The following is an 18,172-nucleotide window of genomic DNA, read 5'->3' on the forward strand; positions in this document are numbered from 1 at the left end:
CGGCTCACCGCACGGCCCGGCGACGATGACGCGCTCCGGGCTCGCGCGGACGCAGCACCGCCGCTGACCCCCGCAGCACGAGCGGAAGGGTCGTTGTGGTCGACGAGGCGAGCGTGAGCACGTCCAGTCGTTCGACCGCACCCGCGAGCACGAGCTCGATCGGAAGGTCGAGGCGTTCGACGAAGAGGTCGGGAAGTCCGGCGACGTCGGCGAGCTGCTCGGCTGACTCGCGGCGATGCGGCAGGTAGGTCACCGGCGCGATCGACGACTCGTGCGCAACCCAGTCGAGGTAGACGTCGCGATCGAGCAGACCGTCGTCGGGTCGCGCACTGCCGAGCACCACCCTCGACGTGCGGAAAAGGTGTGGCCGGGCGGTCTCGCGGGTGAACGCGAAGTCGTGCCGGTGCACCGGCACGCCGATCTCGGCGAGGGCGTCGCGACGCTCGTAGCCGAGATCGAACGCCGTGAAGAAGTCGACCTCTCCGGCGAGCGCCCGCGAGACGACGTGCACATGCGCGAGCGGGCCGATACGCGTGGTCAGTCCTCGCTCGTCATGACCCGGGCGGCGATAAGGACGACGCCCGGTGAGCGTATCGGCATAGGCGACGGTGTTGGCTCCGTCGTCGAGGAACGTCACACGGCGCGGCCGCAGCACCGTCGCCGCAAGCCGGAACTGGCCTGAGTATCCGTCGCCGACGAGCCAGTGCCGGTGACGTGCGAGCAGTCCCCACGGGATGCCGAGGTAGGGCTGGGGATCGACGAAACGCGCCCCGCGCGCGAGCAGCTCGTCGGCCGTCTCGGGCATCTGGGCCGTCAGGCGGCCCGCGAGAGCGATCGACTCCCCCTCGGCGTGAGCCCATTCCGCCGCGCCGATCAGTTGCAGCGGGGATTCCACCCACGCCAACGGTGCCAGCTCGCGAGCCACCCGACCTCCGCGCATCAAGGGGACGCGGAGTGCCCCGCGCCTGTCTCAACACGGTGAGCCCCGAGGTTGAACGACGCGCATGAGCGCCGTGTCCTCCACATGGCGCGCCGGTGAACGATCGGCGACGCGGGCTGTGGACAACCGCGCGCGACGCCTCGGGACCGCCGTTACGTTTGTGCAGTGATGAGCCATCTCGCCCGGACCCTCGCATCGACGCTCGCCGCGTTCGCCGTCGTCGGTGCCCTCGTCGGCTGCGCTCCGTCTTCCGAGCCGACGCCCACACCGACGGGATTCGCCTCCGAAGCGGAGGCCTTCGAGGCCGCCGAGGCGACCTATCGCGCCTACGTCGACGCCCTCAACGAGGTCGACCTGAGCGATCCGGAGACCTTTGAGCCCGTCTTCGCCCTCACAACAGGCGACTCGCTTGCCAACGAGAAGACCACACTCACTCGCATGCATGCAGACGGCTGGGAAGTAAGTGGAGCGACGACGATAAGTGAGATCCGTGGGAGCAGCTGGAGCGCAGACATCATTGAAATTCAGGTCTGCTCGAACGTGTCTGCAGTCGACGTGCGTGACTCATCCGGCAATTCCGTGGTACCCACGAACCGCCCTGATGAGTACTCCCTCAGCGTGATTCTGGAAGGCACGTCCTCAGAGAACTTGCTGATCGCGTCGAGTGAGACTGAAGCGAGTGAGATATGCGACTAGGTCTACTTGTCGCATTACTCGCAAGTGCCCTCGCTGGCGTATCCCACACGTCGACTGGTTGTGACGGCTCGAACACCTGGGTCTATTGCAATCCCAATGGCGAACAGGTTGATGTCGGTGCGTCGCTGGGTGGGTCGTCGGGTGGAGGGGCGTCCGATGGCGGTGGCGGGGGCGGCGGGTACGTTGCTCCGGCTCCCGAAGAGTCCACCGAGGAGATCCCGGAGTGCATGCCCGGCTTCTGCGGTCGGGAGAACTATGACGTGTTCGTGTATCCGACGGTGTCTGCCGAAGATCTCGTGTCCTTCCGCCCCGCAGGTCCCTCACTCGACAACGAGCCGTCGGGTTTCGCCGTCGTCGGGCTTCCCACGAACGTGTACGCCGCCGCTTCGGCGCAGACGCTGAACGGCGAGCTGCTCGGGTTCGACGTGGCCGTGCGCTTCGTTCCGGTCGGCTTCGAGTTCGACTACGGCGACGGATCGACGGCGACGTCGGCGACGGGCGGCGAGACGTGGAGCGCGCAGGGTGCGACGCAATTCGCCCCCACGGAGACGGGCCACACCTACCGCCAACCCGGATGGCACACCGTCACGGCGACCGTCGTCTACGAGGCATCCGTCGACTGGGGATACGGCTGGCGCCCGGTCACCGGCAACGTCCGCGCTGACAGCGGCTCGCATCCCATCGAGGTTCTCGAAGCCCGCACCGCGCTCGTGGAGCGCTCCTGCGCCGAATCGCCGGGTGGACCCGGCTGCTGATTCCTACACCGTGACGACGCATTCTGTCACCGGCCTTCTGCGGCGAGGCGGGCGCTGATAGCGTCGGCGTCCTCAGATCGCCGCCATGAGGATCACGAAGGGAGCTCGTCTGTGAGCGCCACCACCCCCGCCGCCGGGCCCGCGAGACCACGAGAGCAGTGGACCGGCCAGGTCGGTTTCATCCTTTCGGCCATCGGCTCCGCCGTCGGTCTCGGCAACATCTGGCGCTTCCCCGGTGTGGCCTACGAGAACGGCGGAGGCGCGTTCCTCATCCCGTATCTCGTCGCCCTCATCACCGCGGGCATCCCCATCCTGTTCCTCGACTACGCGATCGGCCATCGCTTCCGAGGCGCCGCGCCGACGGCGTTCCGCCGACTCGGCGGGCGCGCAGGGCGCTGGATCGAGTCTCTCGGGTGGTTTCAAGTCACGATCGCCTTCGTGATCGGCTTGTACTACACCGCCGTCATCGCCTGGGCGCTCAGCTTCTTCGTCTTCTCCTTCGACCTGCGATGGGGAGACGACCCGGCCGGGTTCCTGTTCGGCGAGTACCTGCGGGTCGGCGACCCCGGCATCAGCTTCGACTTCGTTCCCGGCGTTCTCATCCCGCTCGCCCTCGTCTGGATCACCGCGATCGTGGTGCTCGCAGCCGGCGTCGCGAAGGGCCTCCAGCGGGTGAACGTCGTCTTCCTACCGCTTCTGGTGGTCGCGTTCCTCGTGCTCGTGGTGCGCGCTCTCTTCCTCGAGGGCGCGGCCGATGGCCTGAATGCCCTCTTCACGCCGAACTGGCAGGCGCTCGCCGATCCCGACGTCTGGATCGCCGCCTACAGTCAGATCTTCTTCTCCCTGTCGATCGCGTTCGGCATCATGATCACCTACGCCTCCTACCGCAAGCGTCGGTCGAATCTCACCAGTCCGGGTCTCGTCGTCGCGTTCGCCAACTCGTCCTTCGAGATCCTCGCCGGCATCGGCGTGTTCGCCACGCTCGGTTTCCTCGCCTTCCGACAGGGCGTCGATGTGTCGGAGCTCGACGGCATCGCCGGCGTCGGACTGTCCTTCGTGACCTTCCCGGCCATCGTCTCGGAGATGCCCGGCGGCCCGATCTTCGGTGCCCTGTTCTTCGGTTCGCTCGCGATGGCCGGCTTCACCTCCCTCGTCTCGGTGCTGCAGGTGGTCATCGCCGCCGTGCAAGAGAAGCTGTCGATCTCACGACGCGCGGCGGCCGTGGGCATCGGAGTCGTCTCGGCGGTGCTCTCGGTGCTGTTCTTCTCCACCACGACGGGTCTGCTCGCCCTCGATGTGACCGACATGTGGGCCAACAACGTCGGTATCGTCGCGTCGGCCGTGCTCATGACCATCCTCGTCATCTGGGTGCTGCGCCGCGGACCCGAACTGCGCTACCACCTCAACGCGGTGTCGACCTTCCCGGTCGGACGCATCTGGATCGGCCTCGTCGGGGTGCTGGCCCCTCTCGTGCTCGGCTACATGCTCGTCGCCCGCATCATCACGCTCCTGACCGAGGGGTACGACACGTATCCGTTCTGGTACCTGGGGATCTTCGGATGGGGCACGGTGGCCGTGCTCGTTCTCGGCGCCGTGATCGGCACACTCGTGCCCTGGCGGCACTCCCCCGATGACTACCGCGCGTGGCCGCCGTATCCGCCGGCGTCCGTCGACAATCGCAAGGAGGCACGCCGATGACTCCGCTCGCCATCACCTTCCTCGTCCTCGCGATCGTGATCGTGTGGGGAGGACTCCTCGGCAGTTCGCTGTTCCTGCGCGCCCGCCCGGAACGGACGACCTACCCCGAGGGCGGGATCGACGATCATCGCGAGGATCTCGGGATCATCGAACACGACACGTGAGTCGTCGCCGACGGGCGGCGGGTCGAGCAGCGATCAGCCGTCGCCGACGACGACCGTGAACGTGATTGCCTCGTCACCGTTGTCGACGTTCGACATCAGGACCTCGGTGCTCCCCGCGGAGAGTCCGGTGACCCCTGGGTTGAAGGTCGCGTCGTCCTCCACTCGGCCCGGCGTGAACTCAGCGATCGAGGTGTCGGCGATGTCTCCGGCGTAACTGTCGACCGGCACGTCCCCGGTGTCGATGTTCAGCACCTGGCCGACGACGAGGTCGACGGTGGCGTTCTGCAGATCGTCGACCTCCATCGTGACGGGCGCGATCACATCGCCGTCCGAAGACGAGCATCCGCTGATCGCGACAGCGGCGGCGACGATGGCGAGCGCGGGAACCCACGTGTTCATTCGCATGATCCCACCCTGGCAGAAGACCGCCCGGTGCACGGACAGGCGCCGTGACAGGATGAGTGCGTGACCGAACGCCTCATGCTTCTGGATTCCGCGTCGCTCTACTTCCGCGCGTTCTACGGCGTTCCGGACACGGTGAAGGCGCCGGACGGGCGCGCGGTGAACGCCGCACACGGGTTCCTCGACATGATCGCGCGTCTGGTGTCGGCATACGAGCCCTCCCACCTCGTCGCCTGTTGGGACGACGACTGGCGTCCGCAGTGGCGCGTGGATCTCATCCCCTCGTACAAAGCGCACCGCGTCGTCGAGATCGTCGCGGACGGCCCCGATGTCGAAGAGGTCCCCGATCCGCTCGAGCAGCAGATTCCGGTGATCCGCGAGGCGCTGGACGCCCTCGGCATCCCGATCGTGGGCGCGCCCGCGCACGAAGCCGACGATGTCATCGGCACCCTCGCCACGCGTGCGACGATGCCGGTGGACATCGTCACCGGCGACCGCGACCTGTTCCAGCTCGTCGACGACGAGCGCGGGATCCGGGTGATCTACACCGCGCGAGGAATGAGCAATCTGGATCTCGTCGACGACGCGTTCATCGTCGGCAAGTACGGCGTACGTGCGTCGCACTACGCCGACTACGCGACGCTGCGGGGCGATTCGTCCGACGGCCTCCCCGGCGTCGCCGGCGTGGGAGAGAAGACGGCCGCGACACTGCTCGCGGCGCACGGTGACATCGCCGGCATCACCGCGGCGGCCCAAGCGAGCACGGGCATGACCCCGGCCCAGCGCACCAAGGTTCTCGCCGCATCCGACTACCTGGCGGTCGCACCCCGCGTCGTCGAGGTCGTGCGCACGCTCGATCTCCCCGATGTCGACGGCGCACTGCTGCCGCTTCCCGACGATCTCCTCTCCCGCACCGCCGCCGTCGCGGAGCGGTGGTCGCTCGGTTCGTCGATGGCGCGTGCAGCCGAAGCGCTGACCGCGCGAGCCTGAGTCGCGAGTCAGCGCGAGCGCTGTGCGGTGATCACGGCGCTCATGAGCAGCACCGCGTAGGCGACCGACAGCGCCAGCGTCACCCAGAGGGTGGCGCTCCACGATCCCGTCGCATCGTGCACGCCGCCGAGGATCGGCGCCGCCGTCGCACCGAGGGCATACCCGCCACCCTGCACGAGAGCGGAGATCCCCGTCGCCTCGGCGTCGGTGCGTGCCACCGCGACGAGCGTGCTGAAGACGACGACGAAGCCTCCCGCGTGTCCCATCGCCCCGATGCTCAGCCACACCCAGAGCAGCTCCGGCGCGAGAAGCACTCCGACGGCGAGGATGATCCACGACGCGCAGACCACCGCGGCGGGCACGAGGCGCGGCGTGAACCGCGTCAGAACCGGGATCACCAGCGCACCGGCGATACCCACACCTTGGAACACCGAGGCCATCGCACCGGCGGACGAAGCGCCGACCCCGAGCAGGTCGGCGGTCATGGCAGGCAGCCACGTGCTGTAGCCGTAGTACAAGAAGGCCTGCGAGGCGAATGCGGCGACGAGAAGCCACACCACCGGACGCGCGAGGTAGGAGCGTCCGCGCCGCGAGGTGACGACCGGCGTGGGTCCGGTCAGGCCGGCGGGATCCCATCCGCGCGACGACGGCCCGTCCGGGCGTGTCCGAGCAGGGTGCGCAACCAAGCCGCCGGCGCGGCGTTCCCGGGCGAGATGCACGCTCCAGACAGCGATGCCCGCGACCGTGAGAACCGACCAGCCGAACAGCGCCAGCGGCCATCCGATCGCTTCGGCGACGGGCGCGGTCAGCAGCGTCGTCAGGAGGGATCCGACGTTCAGCGTTGCCGTGTAGGCCGCCGTGACCACACCGACCCTCTCGCCCGGAACGTCGCGACGGATGACGACAGGGGTCACGACGTTCCCGATCGTCACCGACGCGCCGATGACCACCATTCCCGCCAAGAGCCACCCGAACCCCGGAAGCGTGCGGATGACCGTCCCCACCAGCACTCCCACGAGCGAGAGCAGAAGGGCGAGCTCCGCCCCCGCGCGACGGATGACGATGGCCGCCAGCGGCGTGAGGAGCGCGAACATCAGCACCGGCGCCGTCGTCAGGAGCCCTGCCTGCGCGGAGGGGATGCCGAGGTCCACCTCGATGTCGCGGAGCACGGGCGTCGGCGCGACGATGTGTCCGCGAAAGCTGAGAGCGGCCACGAGGATACCCGCGACGACCAGCCAGGGGAACGCGCCGCGAACGACGGGCTCCGAACGGCTTCTCACCTGTCGAGTCTACGGATGCGCCCGGAGGCCTCCGACCATGCGCGCGCCGTTCACGCCGCAGTCCAGTCACGCAGGCGATCGAGGGACCAGGTGGTGATGATGCGCTCGGGCGGCACCCCCAGCCGCTCAGCGCGTGCCGCGCCGTGGTCCAAGAGGGAGAGCTGTCCGGGAGCGTGCGCATCCGAATCGATGGCGAAGAGGCAGCCGACCTCCAGCGCGAGCGTGATGAGTTCGTCGGGAGGATCCTGACGCTCCGGGCGGCTGTTGATCTCGACGGCCGTTCCGTGCTCCGCGCAGGCCTCGAACACTGCACGGGGGTCGAACTGCGACGGCGGACGGGTCCCGCGGCTCCCTTCGACGAGCCTTCCCGTCACGTGCCCGAGCACATCCACCCGAGCATCCGACACCGCCGCCACCAGACGGCGCGTCATCGGCCCGCGATCCATGCGCAGTTTCGAGTGCGCCGACGCGACGACGACGTCGAGCTCATCCAGGAGCTCGGAATCCTGATCCAGCGCCCCGTCTTCGAGGATGTCCACCTCGATCCCCGTCAGCAGGGTGAATCCGTCGCCATGGAAGCCCCGTACGAGCACCATCTGTTCCCGCAGGCGATCCGCCGTCAGCCCGTTCGCCACGCGAAGCCGCGGCGAATGATCGGTCAGGGCGAGGTACTCGTGGCCCAGAGAGCGTGCGGCGTCGACCATGAGGTCGATCGGGGTGAGTCCGTCCGACCAGTCGCTGTGACTGTGCAGGTCTCCCCGCAGCAGCCGTCGCATCTCAGACGACTGCTCGACCCCGGCACTCGCGCGGAGCGCCGCGAGCCGCTCGGGGATCTCTCCCGCCAGCGCCTGAGCGATGACGGTGAGGGAGGATTCGCCGATCCCCTTGCGGCGACGGAGCGCCGCCGTATCCGCAAGCTCCGCATCACTCAGCCCCGCGATCGCATCCGCCGCCGTGCGAAACGCCTTGGATCGGTAGCGCGACGAACGCTCCCGCTCGAGCAGCGTCGCGATCTCCGTCAACGCGTCGTGCGGGTTCATCCCGACCCTCAGCCCGCGAGATCCCGCGTGGCGGCGACCCACGCGTCGAGCGTCCGCGAGGCTGCCCCGCTGTCGATCGCCTCTCGTGCGGTGTCGATCGCCTCGCCGAGGCGGTCGAGGATCGGCCGCTGCACCTGCGCGGCATCGCGGTAAAGGCGATAGGCGACGATTCCCGCGGCGGCATTGAGCAGAACGATGTCGCGGACCGGTCCCGCCTCGCCCGCCAGCACCCGGCGCACCACCTCGGCGTTGTGCGTCGGGTCGCCGCCGATGAGATCCGCCATCTCGGCCAGCGGAACGCCGAGGTCCCGCGGATCGACGTCGTGCTCGTGGACGTCTCCGCGGCTCACTTCCCACAGGCGGGAATGGCCGGTGGTGGTCAGTTCGTCGAGTCCGTCGTCGCCACGGAAGACGAGGGCCGTGGCGCCGCGATTTCGGAAGACGCCGGTGATCAGCGGCACACGCTCCAAGCTGGCGACGCCCACTGCGTTGGCTTCGGCCCTCGCGGGGTTGGACAGCGGCCCGAGGAAATTGAACACCGTCGGCACGCCGAGTTCCTTGCGCACGGCACCGGCGTGACGGAATCCGGGGTGGAAGGCAGACGCGAAGACGAACGTGATGCCGGCCCGCTCCAGCGTCTCGGTGACCGCGGCAGGATCCAGGGTCAGCTCCACGCCGAGCGCCCCCAGCACATCCGAGGATCCGGAGGCCGAACTCGCGGCGCGGTTGCCGTGCTTGACGACGGGGATGCCGGTGGCGGCGGCCACGACGGATGCCATCGTCGACACGTTCACGGTTCCGAAGCGGTCGCCGCCGGTGCCGACGATGTCGAGCACCTCGGCACTCACCGGCAGCGGCACCGCAGCCTCGAGGATGGCGTCACGGAATCCGACGACCTCGTCGATCGTCTCCCCCTTCGCGCGGAGCGCGATGAGGAAAGCGCCGATCTGACCCGGCGTCGCCTCCCCCGCCATGATGCGTCGCATCGCCCACGTCGATTCCGACACGCTGAGGTCGCGCCCATCCAGGAGTGAGGTGAGGATTCCGGGCCACGAAGACGACTCCGACATGCCACCGAGCCTACCGTCGGCCGACTTGTGCGGATTCACGGCCCGCGCCCGGCCCGCTGTCAGCCCGCCCACAGCGTCCTGATCGGTGATTTACCGTCACTTCTTAGGGCGCCCTTACTTCTCATCGCGCGCGACAAGGGTGTCCAGATGGGGAAAACCCGCTCCGGAATCGGCAATAATGGTGGACGTGACGACCACGCCAGCGACCTATGCCCAGGCGATGCGTTCTGTCAAGCGCCCGGACCCGGTCGCCGTCGGAACCATCGTGTGGCTCGGCAGCGAGGTGATGTTCTTCGCGGGACTGTTCGCGATCTACTTCACCCTGCGGAGCACCTCCCCCGATCTGTGGGCTGAGGAGACCCAGCTGCTGAACGTGCCCTACGCGTTCGCCAACACCGTCATCCTCGTGCTCTCCTCGGTCACCTGCCAGATGGGCGTGTTCGCCGCCGAGCGCTTCCAGCCGTACACCTCCACGGGCGGCGGCCGCCGCCGGTGGGGCATGGTGCCGTGGTTCTGGCTGACCTTCGCTCTCGGCGCGATCTTCGTCTCGGGACAGGTGTGGGAGTATGCGCAGCTCGTGTATGAAGGCATGCCGATCACGGCCAATGCATACGCCTCGGCCTTCTATCTGACGACCGGATTCCACGCGCTTCACGTCACCGGTGGACTCGTAGCCTTCCTCCTCGTGATCGGTCGCGCCTACGCGGTCAAGAACTTCGGCCGCAAGGAGATGACCTCGGCGATCGTGGTCTCGTACTACTGGCACTTCGTCGACGTCGTCTGGATCGCCCTGTTCGCCGTCATCTACTTCCTGAAATAGAGCGGAGCTGATCCCCCACATGGCACGCACGAAACCGCGCCGCTCCCAGGGCCGCCGCAGTCCGTGGGCGGCCGCCGCCCTCATCGGCGTCGGACTGCTGCTCACCGGCGGTGCCTATGCCGGCGCCTCCGCCGCTATGGCTTCCACGACCGACGAGACGTCGGCCTCGGCCCTGACGGTCGAAGACGGCAAGAAGCTGTTCCAGGCGAACTGCGCAACCTGTCACGGACTCGACCTGCAGGGCACCGAGAGCGGCCCGTCGCTCTACGGCGTCGGCGAGCTCTCCGTGGAATTCCAGGTCGCGACCGGGCGCATGCCGCTGCAGATGCAGGGCCCGCAGGCGCCGCAGAAGCCGGTGCAGTTCACCGAGGAGCAGATCCAGGCGATGGCGGCATACGTGCAGAGCACGTCGCCCGGCCCCGAGTTCCCCTCTCCCGAGATCCTCGACGGAGAAGGCGACATCGCGCGCGGCGCCGAGCTCTTCCGGATCAACTGCGCGATGTGCCACAACGTGGCGGCTGCCGGAGGCGCGCTCACCGAGGGCAAGTACGCGCCCGAGCTCACCGAGACCAGCGCCCTCCACATGTACGCGGCGATGGTCACCGGCCCGCAGAACATGCCGGTGTTCAACGACATGACCCTCAGTCTCGAGGACAAGCGCGACATCATCTCGTCGCTGCTGTTCATCCAGGAGAACGAGTCCCCGGGCGGCTTCAAGCTCGGATCGCTCGGACCGGTCTCCGAAGGCCTGTTCATCTGGATCTTCGGCATCGGGTCATTGATCGCCATCACCGTCTGGATCACGGCGAAATCCAACTGACCCACCCCTGACACTGCAAGCACCTACGAGGAGCACCATGGCAAACGAGCACGACGCGCTCGAGCACGAGAGGGCTTCGTGGAAGCCCTCCCCCGGGCTCGCCGTCGCGGTGAGCGACCCGGTGCGCACACCCGATCTTCCGCCGCACCGCGAGCGGATGACCGACAAGGACCCGGCCGCGATGAAGCGCGCCGTCCGCACGGTCTACACGCTCTTCTACCTCTCGGTGGCCGGCAGCATCTGGGCCGTCGCGGCCTACATGCTGTTCCCGATCGAGAGCGGATCGATCGTCGACATCCGCAACAACAACCTGTTCGTGGGTCTCGGCATCGCGCTCGCGCTGCTCGCGATCGGAATCGGCGCGATCCACTGGTCCAAGGCCGTGATGCCCGACAAGGAATTCATCGAGCCGCGGCACGCCACGCGCGGCCGGGACGCCACCCGCGAGGGCGCGGTGGCGGTCTTCGAAGCCGCCAACGAAGAGTCCGGTTTCGGTCGTCGCGCCATGATCCGCAACTCGCTGATCGCCGCCCTGGCCGCTTCGGTCGTTCCTGGCATCACCCTGTTCCGAGGTCTCGCCCCGGAGAGCTCTCCCGAGAACCCTCACGCGGGTGACCCGGTCTACCTCCTCAGCCACACCATGTGGAAGGAAGGGTCGCGTCTGGCTCACGACCCCGAGGGAACGCCGATCCGCGCCGCAGACGTCACGCTCGGCTCGGCCGTGCACGTGATCCCGGCCGAGCTGGCCGAACTCAGCCACGAGGAGGGCTACCTCGAGGAGAAGGCGAAGGCGATCGTCCTCCTCATGCGCATGCCTCCGGAAGACCTCATCGAGACCCCTGAGCGTGCCGACTGGTCCTACGACGGCATCATCGCCTACTCGAAGGTCTGCACCCACGTGGGCTGCCCGGTCGCCTTGTACGAGCAGCAGACGCATCACCTGCTCTGCCCGTGCCATCAGTCTCAGTTCGACGTCGCGGACGGCGCCAAGGTGATCTTCGGTCCGGCCGCCCGCCCGCTCCCCCAGCTGCCGATCACGGTGGACGACGAGGGATACCTCATCGCGCGGAGTGACTTCGAAGAACCCGTCGGCCCGAGCTTCTGGGAGCGCCATTGAGTACCTCGCACCCCACGGAGAACGTCACTCAGGAGCCCGCGCTCCCGATGTCGGCGTCCACCCGTGACAAGCCTCTCGGCGGTCGATTCGTCGGCGCCGCGTCGAACTATCTGGACGAGCGCACGAGCATCTCCGGGATCACCAAGGAGCTCGGTCGCAAGATCTTCCCCGACCACTGGTCGTTCATGCTCGGCGAGATCGCGCTCTGGAGCTTCGTCGTCGTCCTGCTCTCGGGTGTCTTCCTGACGTTCTTCTTCCAGGCGTCGATGGTCGAGACCCACTACACCGGCGCCTACATCCCGATGCGCGGCGTCGAGATGTCTGCCGCCATGGACTCCGCGCTCCGGATCTCCTTCGACATCCGCGGCGGCCTGCTCGTTCGTCAGATCCACCACTGGGCAGCCCTCGTCTTCGTCGCCGGCATCGGCGTGCACATGCTGCGCGTGTTCTTCACGGGAGCGTTCCGCAAGCCGCGCGAGCTGAACTGGGTGATCGGCTTCATCCTCTTCATCCTCGCCATGGCGGAAGGCTTCACCGGCTACTCCCTCCCCGACGACCTGCTCTCGGGCAACGGCCTTCGCATCATCGACGGCATGATCAAGGGCATTCCGCTGATCGGAACCTGGACCTCGTTCCTGCTCTTCGGGGGCGAGTTCCCGGGCACCCAGATCGTGGGTCGCCTCTACACCCTGCACATCCTGTTGCTCCCGGCGATCCTGGTCGCACTGCTGGCCCTCCACCTCATGTTGATGATCATCAACAAGCACACGCAGTTCGCCGGCCCCGGCCGCACGAACAGCAACGTCGTGGGATTCCCGATGGTGCCGGTCTACATGTCCAAGATGGGCGGCTTCTTCTTCATCGTGTTCGGCGTGATCGTTCTGATCGCCTCGCTGTTCACGATCAACCCGATCTGGAACTACGGTCCCTACGATCCCTCACCGGTCTCGGCCGGCACCCAGCCCGACTGGTACATCGGCTTCGCCGACGGCGCCCTGCGTCTTGTGCCGCCGCACTGGGAGTTCGTCTTCCTCGACCGCACGTGGTCGTTCAACATCCTCGTGCCGCTCGCGGTGCTGGGACTGTTCATCGTGCTCGTGCTCATCTACCCCTTCATCGAGGCGTGGATCACCGGTGACAAGCGCGAGCACCACATCGCGCAGCGTCCGCGCAACGCGGCGACCCGCACGGCGATCGGCGCCGCCGGCGTCGTGTTCTACGCCGCTCTCTGGGCCGCGGCTTCATCGGACATCATCGCGACGCACTTCAAGGTCACGATGGAGGGTGTCATCCACAGCCTCCAGGCCATGCTCATCTTCGGGCCGATCATCGCCTACTTCGTCACCAAGCGCATCTGCATCGCGCTGCAGAAGAAGGACCGCGAGATCGTGCTGCACGGCTACGAGTCCGGTCGAATCGTCCGCCTCCCGGGTGGCGAGTACATCGAGGTCCACCAGCCCGTCGACGAGTTCGAGCGGTGGCGCCTGATCGATGCCGAGACCTACGAGCCCCTTGTGGTGCGGCCCAACGACAAGGGCAGCATCCCTTGGCACGCGAACCTGCGCGCCGCCCTGTCGCGGTGGTTCTTCGAGGACCGACTCGCGCCCCTCACCCAGACCGAACTCGACGCGGCGACCGCGCACCAGCACCACGCTCTGGAGCACATCGCCACCGAGGAGGATGCCGAGATCCAGGGCGCTCACGAGCGCGCGGGCGTCCCCGACGCACCTCACGTGCCGATCGACGACGGCCATCACCCCGAAACGGCGAACCGTCCGTCGAACGTGATCATCCCGGACGAGGACGACAAGAAGTAGTCGGCAGGATATCGACGTTCGGTGGCCGTCTCCCCGCTGGGGAGGCGGCCATCGCGTCGTTAGCGTTGATCCATGACCTCCGACGCCCTGACCTATTTCGAGAACAAGCTCGCACATGAGACGGATGCGAGCGACGTCTATGCCGCACAGCACGCCGGCGATGAGTTCGTGCTCGTCGACGTGCGGAGCGACGAGGCGTGGCGACAAGGTCGCATCCGCGGCGCCATCCATCTCCCCCACCAGCGCATCGCGACGGCGGCGACCGACCTCATCGCCGCGGGGACACCCGTCGTCGTCTACTGCTGGTCACCGGGCTGCAATGGCGGCGCGAAGGGCGCTGCCGCGTTCGCGCGGCTCGGCTACGACGTCAAGGAGATGATCGGCGGATACGAATACTGGGTGCGCGAAGGACAACCCACCGTGAACGACGACGGTGAGCTCCCGCGGGTGTTCGATCCCCAGGTCATGGTCGTGCGCGCCTGACCCCGTCCTCACCCGGTCTGCTCGATCTCCCACATCTCGTCGTCTTCGAGCCCCTCGGCGAATCTGCCTGCCGCTGCGCCGGCGAACTGCACGCGCTCCAGGTCTTCACTCTCGTCGGAGATCAGCACATCGCAGACGACCGCCGTGACGTTGTCCAGCGTGCCCGCCTCGAGCGCGAGCCTCACGAGCTCGTCGGCGGCCTCCCGCGGTGTGGCTGCGCGGTCCACCATGACGCGGGCCACATCGTCTTCGGGAACGTAGTCCGTCAGACCGTCGCTGCACAGCAGCCATCGATCCCCTTCGCCCAGCTCCGTCTCCGCCACCGAGACCACGTCGGCCTCACCGCCGCCCAGGGAGGCCGTGATGATGTTGCGGCGGGGGTGCGTCGCGGCGTCCTCGGGGGCGATGATGCCTCGGTCGACGAGCACCTGCACGTACGAGTCGTCGCGGGTCTGGCGTTCGAATCGCCCGTCGCGCACCCGATACGCTCGCGAGTCGCCGGAGTGCGCGATCAGCAGGTGCTCGGCACCGGCGAGGAAGACGCCCGTGAAGGTCGTCGCCATGCCGCGCAGCGATGGATCGCGCTCGGTGTGGGCGCGAAGGTCCCAGTTCGCCTCGAGGATGCGTTCACGCAACGCCTGGGCCGTCCAGGTCGTGACACGACCTGCGACCAACCGGTGCACCAGCGCGGCGGAGGCGAGATCGCCGGACGGCCCGCCGCCAACTCCGTCGGCTACGGCCGCACCCCAGCTCGACGCGAAAGCCGCATCCTGATTGACGTCCCGGTAGGAGCCGACGTCGGATGCGGCAGCCGCGAGAAGGCGATGAGCCACGCTCAGCGTGCGAAGTATCCGCGGTAGTACTCGTAGACCCAGCCGACGATCGCAACGAGGAAGATCGCGAAACCGATCGGCACCATCCACGAGCCGACGGCGAGACCGATGAACGCGATCGACGCCGAGAAGGCGAGAACGATGGGCCACCAGGACCACGGGCTGAACTCGCCGAGCTCGGGATCACCGTCGTCGATGTCGGCGGTCAGCACATCTTCGGGCAGTTCGCCACCCTGTGCCTTGTGAAGGCGATCCACGTAGAACGCGATCATCACGCCCATGAGACCGGCGAAGAAGAGCGCCACCGTGCCGACCCATTCGATGGCCGTGTACCACGGCACATCGGGGTGGCCGATGATGTTCCACGCCGTGTAGACGACGCCGATCAGGAAGGAGAAGGCGGTGAGGATCCACCAGAGACCGACATTGGTACGCACTTACTTGACCTCTCCCTGGGCGACGTCGACGACGGGCGTCTGCGGGGCATCCTTCGCCGGGCCGACACCGACCGGGAGACCGGCCTCGGGGTGGTTCAGGTCGAACGCCGGACGCTCGCTGCGAATGCGCGGGATCGACGTGAAGTTGTGGCGCGGCGGCGGGCACGACGTCGCCCACTCCAGCGAGCCACCGTAGCCCCAGGGGTCGTTCACCGTCACCTTCGGGGCCTTACGCGAGGTGAGCCACACGTTGAACAGGAACGGGATCATCGACGCGCCGAGAACGATGGAGCCGACCGTCGACACCTGGTTCTGCCATGTCCAGCCGTCGGCCGCCGAGTAGTCCGCGTAACGGCGGACCATGCCGTCGACACCGAGCCAGTGCTGGATGAGGAAGGTCATGTGGAAGCCGATGAACAGCAGCCAGAAGTGGACGTAGCCGAGTCGCTCGTTGAGCATGCGCCCGGTCCACTTCGGCCACCAGAAGTAGAAGCCCGCGAACATCGCGAACACCACGGTGCCGAAGACGACGTAGTGGAAGTGCGCCACCACGAAGTAGGAGTCGGAGAGCTGGAAGTCCAGGGGCGGCGAGGCGAGGATGACACCGGTCAGGCCGCCGAAGACGAACGAGATCAAGAAGCCGAGCGCGAAGACCATCGGTGTCTCGAACGTCACCGAGCCGCGCCAGAGCGTGCCGATCCAGTTGAAGATCTTCACACCCGTGGGAACGGCGATGAGCATGGTCATCAACGCGAAGAACGGGAGGAGAACGCTGCCGGTGACGTACATGTGGTGTGCCCAGACGGCCACGGAGAGCGCCGCGATGGCGATCGTCGCGTAGACCAGCGTCTTGTATCCGAAGATCGGCTTGCGGCTGAACACCGGGAAGATCTCCGACACGATGCCGAAGAACGGCAGCGCGATGATGTACACCTCGGGGTGACCGAAGAACCAGAACAGGTGCTGCCACAGCAGCACACCGCCGTTCTGCGGATCGTAGATGTGGGCGCCGAGCACACGGTCCGCGGCGGCGGCGAGGATCGCCGCGGCCAGCACGGGGAAGGCCATCAGCACGAGGATGCTGGTGATGAGCGTGTTCCACGTGAAGATCGGCATGCGCCACATGGTCATACCCGGAGCACGCATCGTCAGGATGGTCGTGATGAAGTTCACGGCGCCGAGGATCGTGCCGAAACCGCTCATGCCGAGGCCCAGCATCCAGAGGTTCCCGCCGACGCCGGGCGAGAAGCTGGCGTTGGCGAGCGGCTGGTACGCGAACCATCCGAATGCCGCCGCGCCCTGCGGCGTGAGGAAGCCGGCGACGGCGATGGTCGAGCCGAAGAGGAACAGCCAGAACGCGAAGGCGTTCAGTCGCGGGAATGCGACGTCGGGGGCACCCAGCTGCAACGGCAGGATCGCGTTCGCGAAGCCCGCGAACAGCGGCGTCGCGAACATGAGGAGCATGATCGTGCCGTGCATGGTGAACAGCTGGTTGTACTGCTCCTTCGTGGGCACGATCTGCATGCCGGGCTGGAACAGCTCAGCGCGGATGATGAGCGCCATGACGCCACCGAGCATGAAGAACAGCACGGAGGCGATCAGGTACATGTAGCCGATCGTCTTGTGGTCGGTGGAGGTGATCCACTTGACGACGATGTTGCCCTTCTGCTCGACGCGGGTCGAGCTCATGAGGGCGGCCTGACGCGGCGGCACGGTCTTCGGTCGCGTCGTCTCCTGCGGCAGAGTCGTGGCCATGATCACTCGTCTCCCTCGGAGCTGTCGCCCGTGCCGGGCAAATTCTGGAGGCGGTCGTACGCCTCGTTGATGTTGCCGGTGTTGCCAGCAGCCTCGAGAGAGGCGAGATAGCTGTCGTACTCGGCTTCGCTGACGACCTTGACGTTGAACAGCATCATCGAGTGGTACTCACCGCAGAGCTCGGCGCACTTTCCGGCGTACTCGCCCTCGCGCGTCGGCGTGAAGGACCAGTAGTTGTCCTTGCCGATGTACATGTCCTTCTTGTAGAGGAAGTCGATGATCCAGAAGGAGTGGATGACGTCGCGCGAGTTGAGCTTGATCTCGACCGTCTGGTTGACCGGGAGATAGAGCGTCGGCAGCTGGCTCTCGTCGATGTTCCCCTGCTCGTCGGGCTGGGCCTGGATGCCCATGCTCCAGACGGCATCGGAGCCGTCTTCCTCTTCGCCGTTGTACTGGAAGTCCCACGCCCACTGCTTGCCGATCGCGGTGATCGAGACGTCGGGATCTTCGTAACGGGTCTCGAGGATGGCCTGGTCACGCGCCGTGAAGGCGAAGAAGCCGACCACGAGGATCAGCGGCACGACCGTGTAGAAGATCTCGATCGGCATGTTGTAGCGCAGCTGGACAGGCAGACCCGTCTGGCCCTTGCGACGACGGTAGGCGATCATCGCCCACAGCATCAGGCCCCAGGTGACCACGCCGACCGCGAGCAGCACGATCCAGGAGTTGACCCACAGACCCGAGACCATCTCGGTCTTGTCCGTCGTCGGAACGCCGTCCTCCGTGAAGCCGGGGAGGAACCCGTTCAGCTCCGTCGGTGTGCATCCGGCGAGGACTGCGGCCGTTGCGATCCCGATGGGAAGAACGGCCCAGCGGAGACGGCGTTTCGAGTGCACGGTGCACCTTTCCGGGTCGCGGGTGTTGCTCCAGCCAGTCTAGAGCAAGCTCCCACGCTCTTCAGGCCAACCACACAGGTGAGCCCCCGCGGCGTGGGGAACGCGGATCGGGCCCGGGGGGTTCTGTCGAACCGCCGGGCCTGTCGGATTTCCGGAGTG

19 protein-coding genes are annotated in these 18,172 nt (G+C 67.1%); 10 read left to right on the forward strand and 9 right to left on the reverse strand.

Going from position 1 to position 18,172, the window contains the following annotated elements; genetic code table 11:
- Nucleotides 1-4: 4 nt before the first annotated feature.
- Nucleotides 5-925 (reverse strand): hypothetical protein, encoded by a 921-nt coding sequence (locus tag IM777_RS10230; protein ID WP_228480753.1) that lies wholly within the window; start codon nt 923-925, stop codon nt 5-7.
- A gap of 183 nt (nt 926-1,108) precedes the next feature.
- On the opposite strand from IM777_RS10230, the gene IM777_RS10235 reads away from it, so the two are divergent.
- From IM777_RS10235 to IM777_RS10250, 4 genes are all read left to right on the forward strand, one after another.
- Nucleotides 1,109-1,636, forward strand: a complete 528-nt coding sequence (locus tag IM777_RS10235) for a hypothetical protein (RefSeq protein WP_194383261.1) — start codon at nt 1,109-1,111, stop codon at nt 1,634-1,636.
- A 227-nt stretch (nt 1,637-1,863) separates the two neighbouring features.
- The gene (locus IM777_RS10240) at nt 1,864-2,391 is read left to right on the forward strand and encodes a hypothetical protein (protein WP_194383262.1); all 528 of its coding nucleotides are present in this window, start codon (nt 1,864-1,866) and stop codon (nt 2,389-2,391) included.
- A 111-nt stretch (nt 2,392-2,502) separates the two neighbouring features.
- Nucleotides 2,503-4,089: a sodium-dependent transporter gene (locus tag IM777_RS10245; protein WP_194383263.1), complete on the forward strand. Its 1,587-nt coding sequence runs from the start codon at nt 2,503-2,505 to the stop codon at nt 4,087-4,089.
- Nucleotides 4,086-4,253 carry a methionine/alanine import family NSS transporter small subunit gene (locus tag IM777_RS10250; protein WP_075807083.1) on the forward strand — a complete coding sequence of 56 codons (168 nt, stop codon included), beginning with the start codon at nt 4,086-4,088 and terminating at the stop codon, nt 4,251-4,253. Before IM777_RS10245 ends, IM777_RS10250 begins: the two co-directional genes overlap by 4 nt.
- A gap of 33 nt (nt 4,254-4,286) precedes the next feature.
- Here the strand turns inward: IM777_RS10250 and IM777_RS10255 are convergent, their stop codons facing one another.
- Nucleotides 4,287-4,652 (reverse strand): hypothetical protein, encoded by a 366-nt coding sequence (locus IM777_RS10255; RefSeq protein ID WP_194383264.1) that lies wholly within the window; start codon nt 4,650-4,652, stop codon nt 4,287-4,289.
- A 66-nt stretch (nt 4,653-4,718) separates the two neighbouring features.
- On the opposite strand from IM777_RS10255, the gene IM777_RS10260 reads away from it, so the two are divergent.
- Nucleotides 4,719-5,645, forward strand: coding sequence for a 5'-3' exonuclease (locus tag IM777_RS10260; RefSeq protein ID WP_194383265.1), 927 nt, complete (start codon nt 4,719-4,721; stop codon nt 5,643-5,645).
- 8 nt (nt 5,646-5,653) lie between these two features.
- Here IM777_RS10260 and IM777_RS10265 read toward each other — a convergent pair whose 3' ends face one another.
- From IM777_RS10265 to trpD, 3 genes are read right to left on the reverse strand one after another with little or no spacing between them, the layout of a single operon-like run.
- Nucleotides 5,654-6,925, reverse strand: coding sequence for an MFS transporter (locus IM777_RS10265; RefSeq protein ID WP_194383266.1), 1,272 nt, complete (start codon nt 6,923-6,925; stop codon nt 5,654-5,656).
- Between the two features lie 50 nt (nt 6,926-6,975).
- Nucleotides 6,976-7,965 (reverse strand): PHP domain-containing protein, encoded by a 990-nt coding sequence (locus tag IM777_RS10270; protein WP_194383267.1) that lies wholly within the window; start codon nt 7,963-7,965, stop codon nt 6,976-6,978.
- Between the two features lie 8 nt (nt 7,966-7,973).
- Nucleotides 7,974-9,035 (reverse strand): anthranilate phosphoribosyltransferase, encoded by a 1,062-nt coding sequence (gene trpD, locus IM777_RS10275; protein ID WP_194383268.1) that lies wholly within the window; start codon nt 9,033-9,035, stop codon nt 7,974-7,976.
- Nucleotides 9,036-9,213: 178 nt separating this feature from the next.
- Here trpD and ctaE point away from each other — a divergent pair, with 178 nt between their 5' ends.
- The 5 genes from ctaE (at nt 9,214) to IM777_RS10300 (ending at nt 14,092) form a co-directional block, all read left to right on the forward strand.
- Entirely contained in the window at nt 9,214-9,855 is a 642-nt protein-coding gene (gene ctaE / locus IM777_RS10280; protein ID WP_071043645.1) for an aa3-type cytochrome oxidase subunit III, read from the forward strand.
- 19 nt (nt 9,856-9,874) lie between these two features.
- Nucleotides 9,875-10,675: a cytochrome bc1 complex diheme cytochrome c subunit gene (qcrC, locus tag IM777_RS10285; RefSeq protein ID WP_071043646.1), complete on the forward strand. Its 801-nt coding sequence runs from the start codon at nt 9,875-9,877 to the stop codon at nt 10,673-10,675.
- A gap of 37 nt (nt 10,676-10,712) precedes the next feature.
- Complete coding sequence (gene qcrA, locus IM777_RS10290; protein WP_194383269.1) at nt 10,713-11,792, forward strand: cytochrome bc1 complex Rieske iron-sulfur subunit; 1,080 nt, start codon at nt 10,713-10,715, stop codon at nt 11,790-11,792.
- A gap of 47 nt (nt 11,793-11,839) precedes the next feature.
- On the forward strand, nt 11,840-13,609 hold the full coding sequence (qcrB, locus tag IM777_RS10295; protein ID WP_194383270.1) for a cytochrome bc1 complex cytochrome b subunit: 1,770 nt from the start codon (nt 11,840-11,842) through the stop codon (nt 13,607-13,609).
- 72 nt (nt 13,610-13,681) lie between these two features.
- Nucleotides 13,682-14,092 carry a rhodanese-like domain-containing protein gene (locus IM777_RS10300; RefSeq protein ID WP_194383271.1) on the forward strand — a complete coding sequence of 137 codons (411 nt, stop codon included), beginning with the start codon at nt 13,682-13,684 and terminating at the stop codon, nt 14,090-14,092.
- A gap of 8 nt (nt 14,093-14,100) precedes the next feature.
- Here IM777_RS10300 and IM777_RS10305 read toward each other — a convergent pair whose 3' ends face one another.
- Genes IM777_RS10305 through ctaC form a run of 4 tightly spaced genes read right to left on the reverse strand, consistent with a single transcriptional unit; the run spans nt 14,101 to nt 18,013 of the window.
- Nucleotides 14,101-14,925: a PP2C family protein-serine/threonine phosphatase gene (locus tag IM777_RS10305; RefSeq protein WP_194383272.1), complete on the reverse strand. Its 825-nt coding sequence runs from the start codon at nt 14,923-14,925 to the stop codon at nt 14,101-14,103.
- A gap of 2 nt (nt 14,926-14,927) precedes the next feature.
- Nucleotides 14,928-15,362 carry a cytochrome c oxidase subunit 4 gene (locus IM777_RS10310; protein ID WP_194383273.1) on the reverse strand — a complete coding sequence of 145 codons (435 nt, stop codon included), beginning with the start codon at nt 15,360-15,362 and terminating at the stop codon, nt 14,928-14,930.
- A complete protein-coding gene (gene ctaD / locus IM777_RS10315) occupies nt 15,363-17,117 on the reverse strand; it encodes an aa3-type cytochrome oxidase subunit I (RefSeq protein ID WP_194383274.1) in 1,755 nt (584 codons plus the stop codon).
- A 2-nt stretch (nt 17,118-17,119) separates the two neighbouring features.
- Nucleotides 17,120-18,013, reverse strand: a complete 894-nt coding sequence (ctaC, locus tag IM777_RS10320) for an aa3-type cytochrome oxidase subunit II (protein ID WP_194383275.1) — start codon at nt 18,011-18,013, stop codon at nt 17,120-17,122.
- Between the last annotated feature and the right edge of the window lie 159 nt (nt 18,014-18,172).

Origin of the sequence: Microbacterium luteum (genome assembly GCF_015277875.1) — a bacterium.
Lineage (GTDB): Bacteria > Actinomycetota > Actinomycetes > Actinomycetales > Microbacteriaceae > Microbacterium > Microbacterium luteum.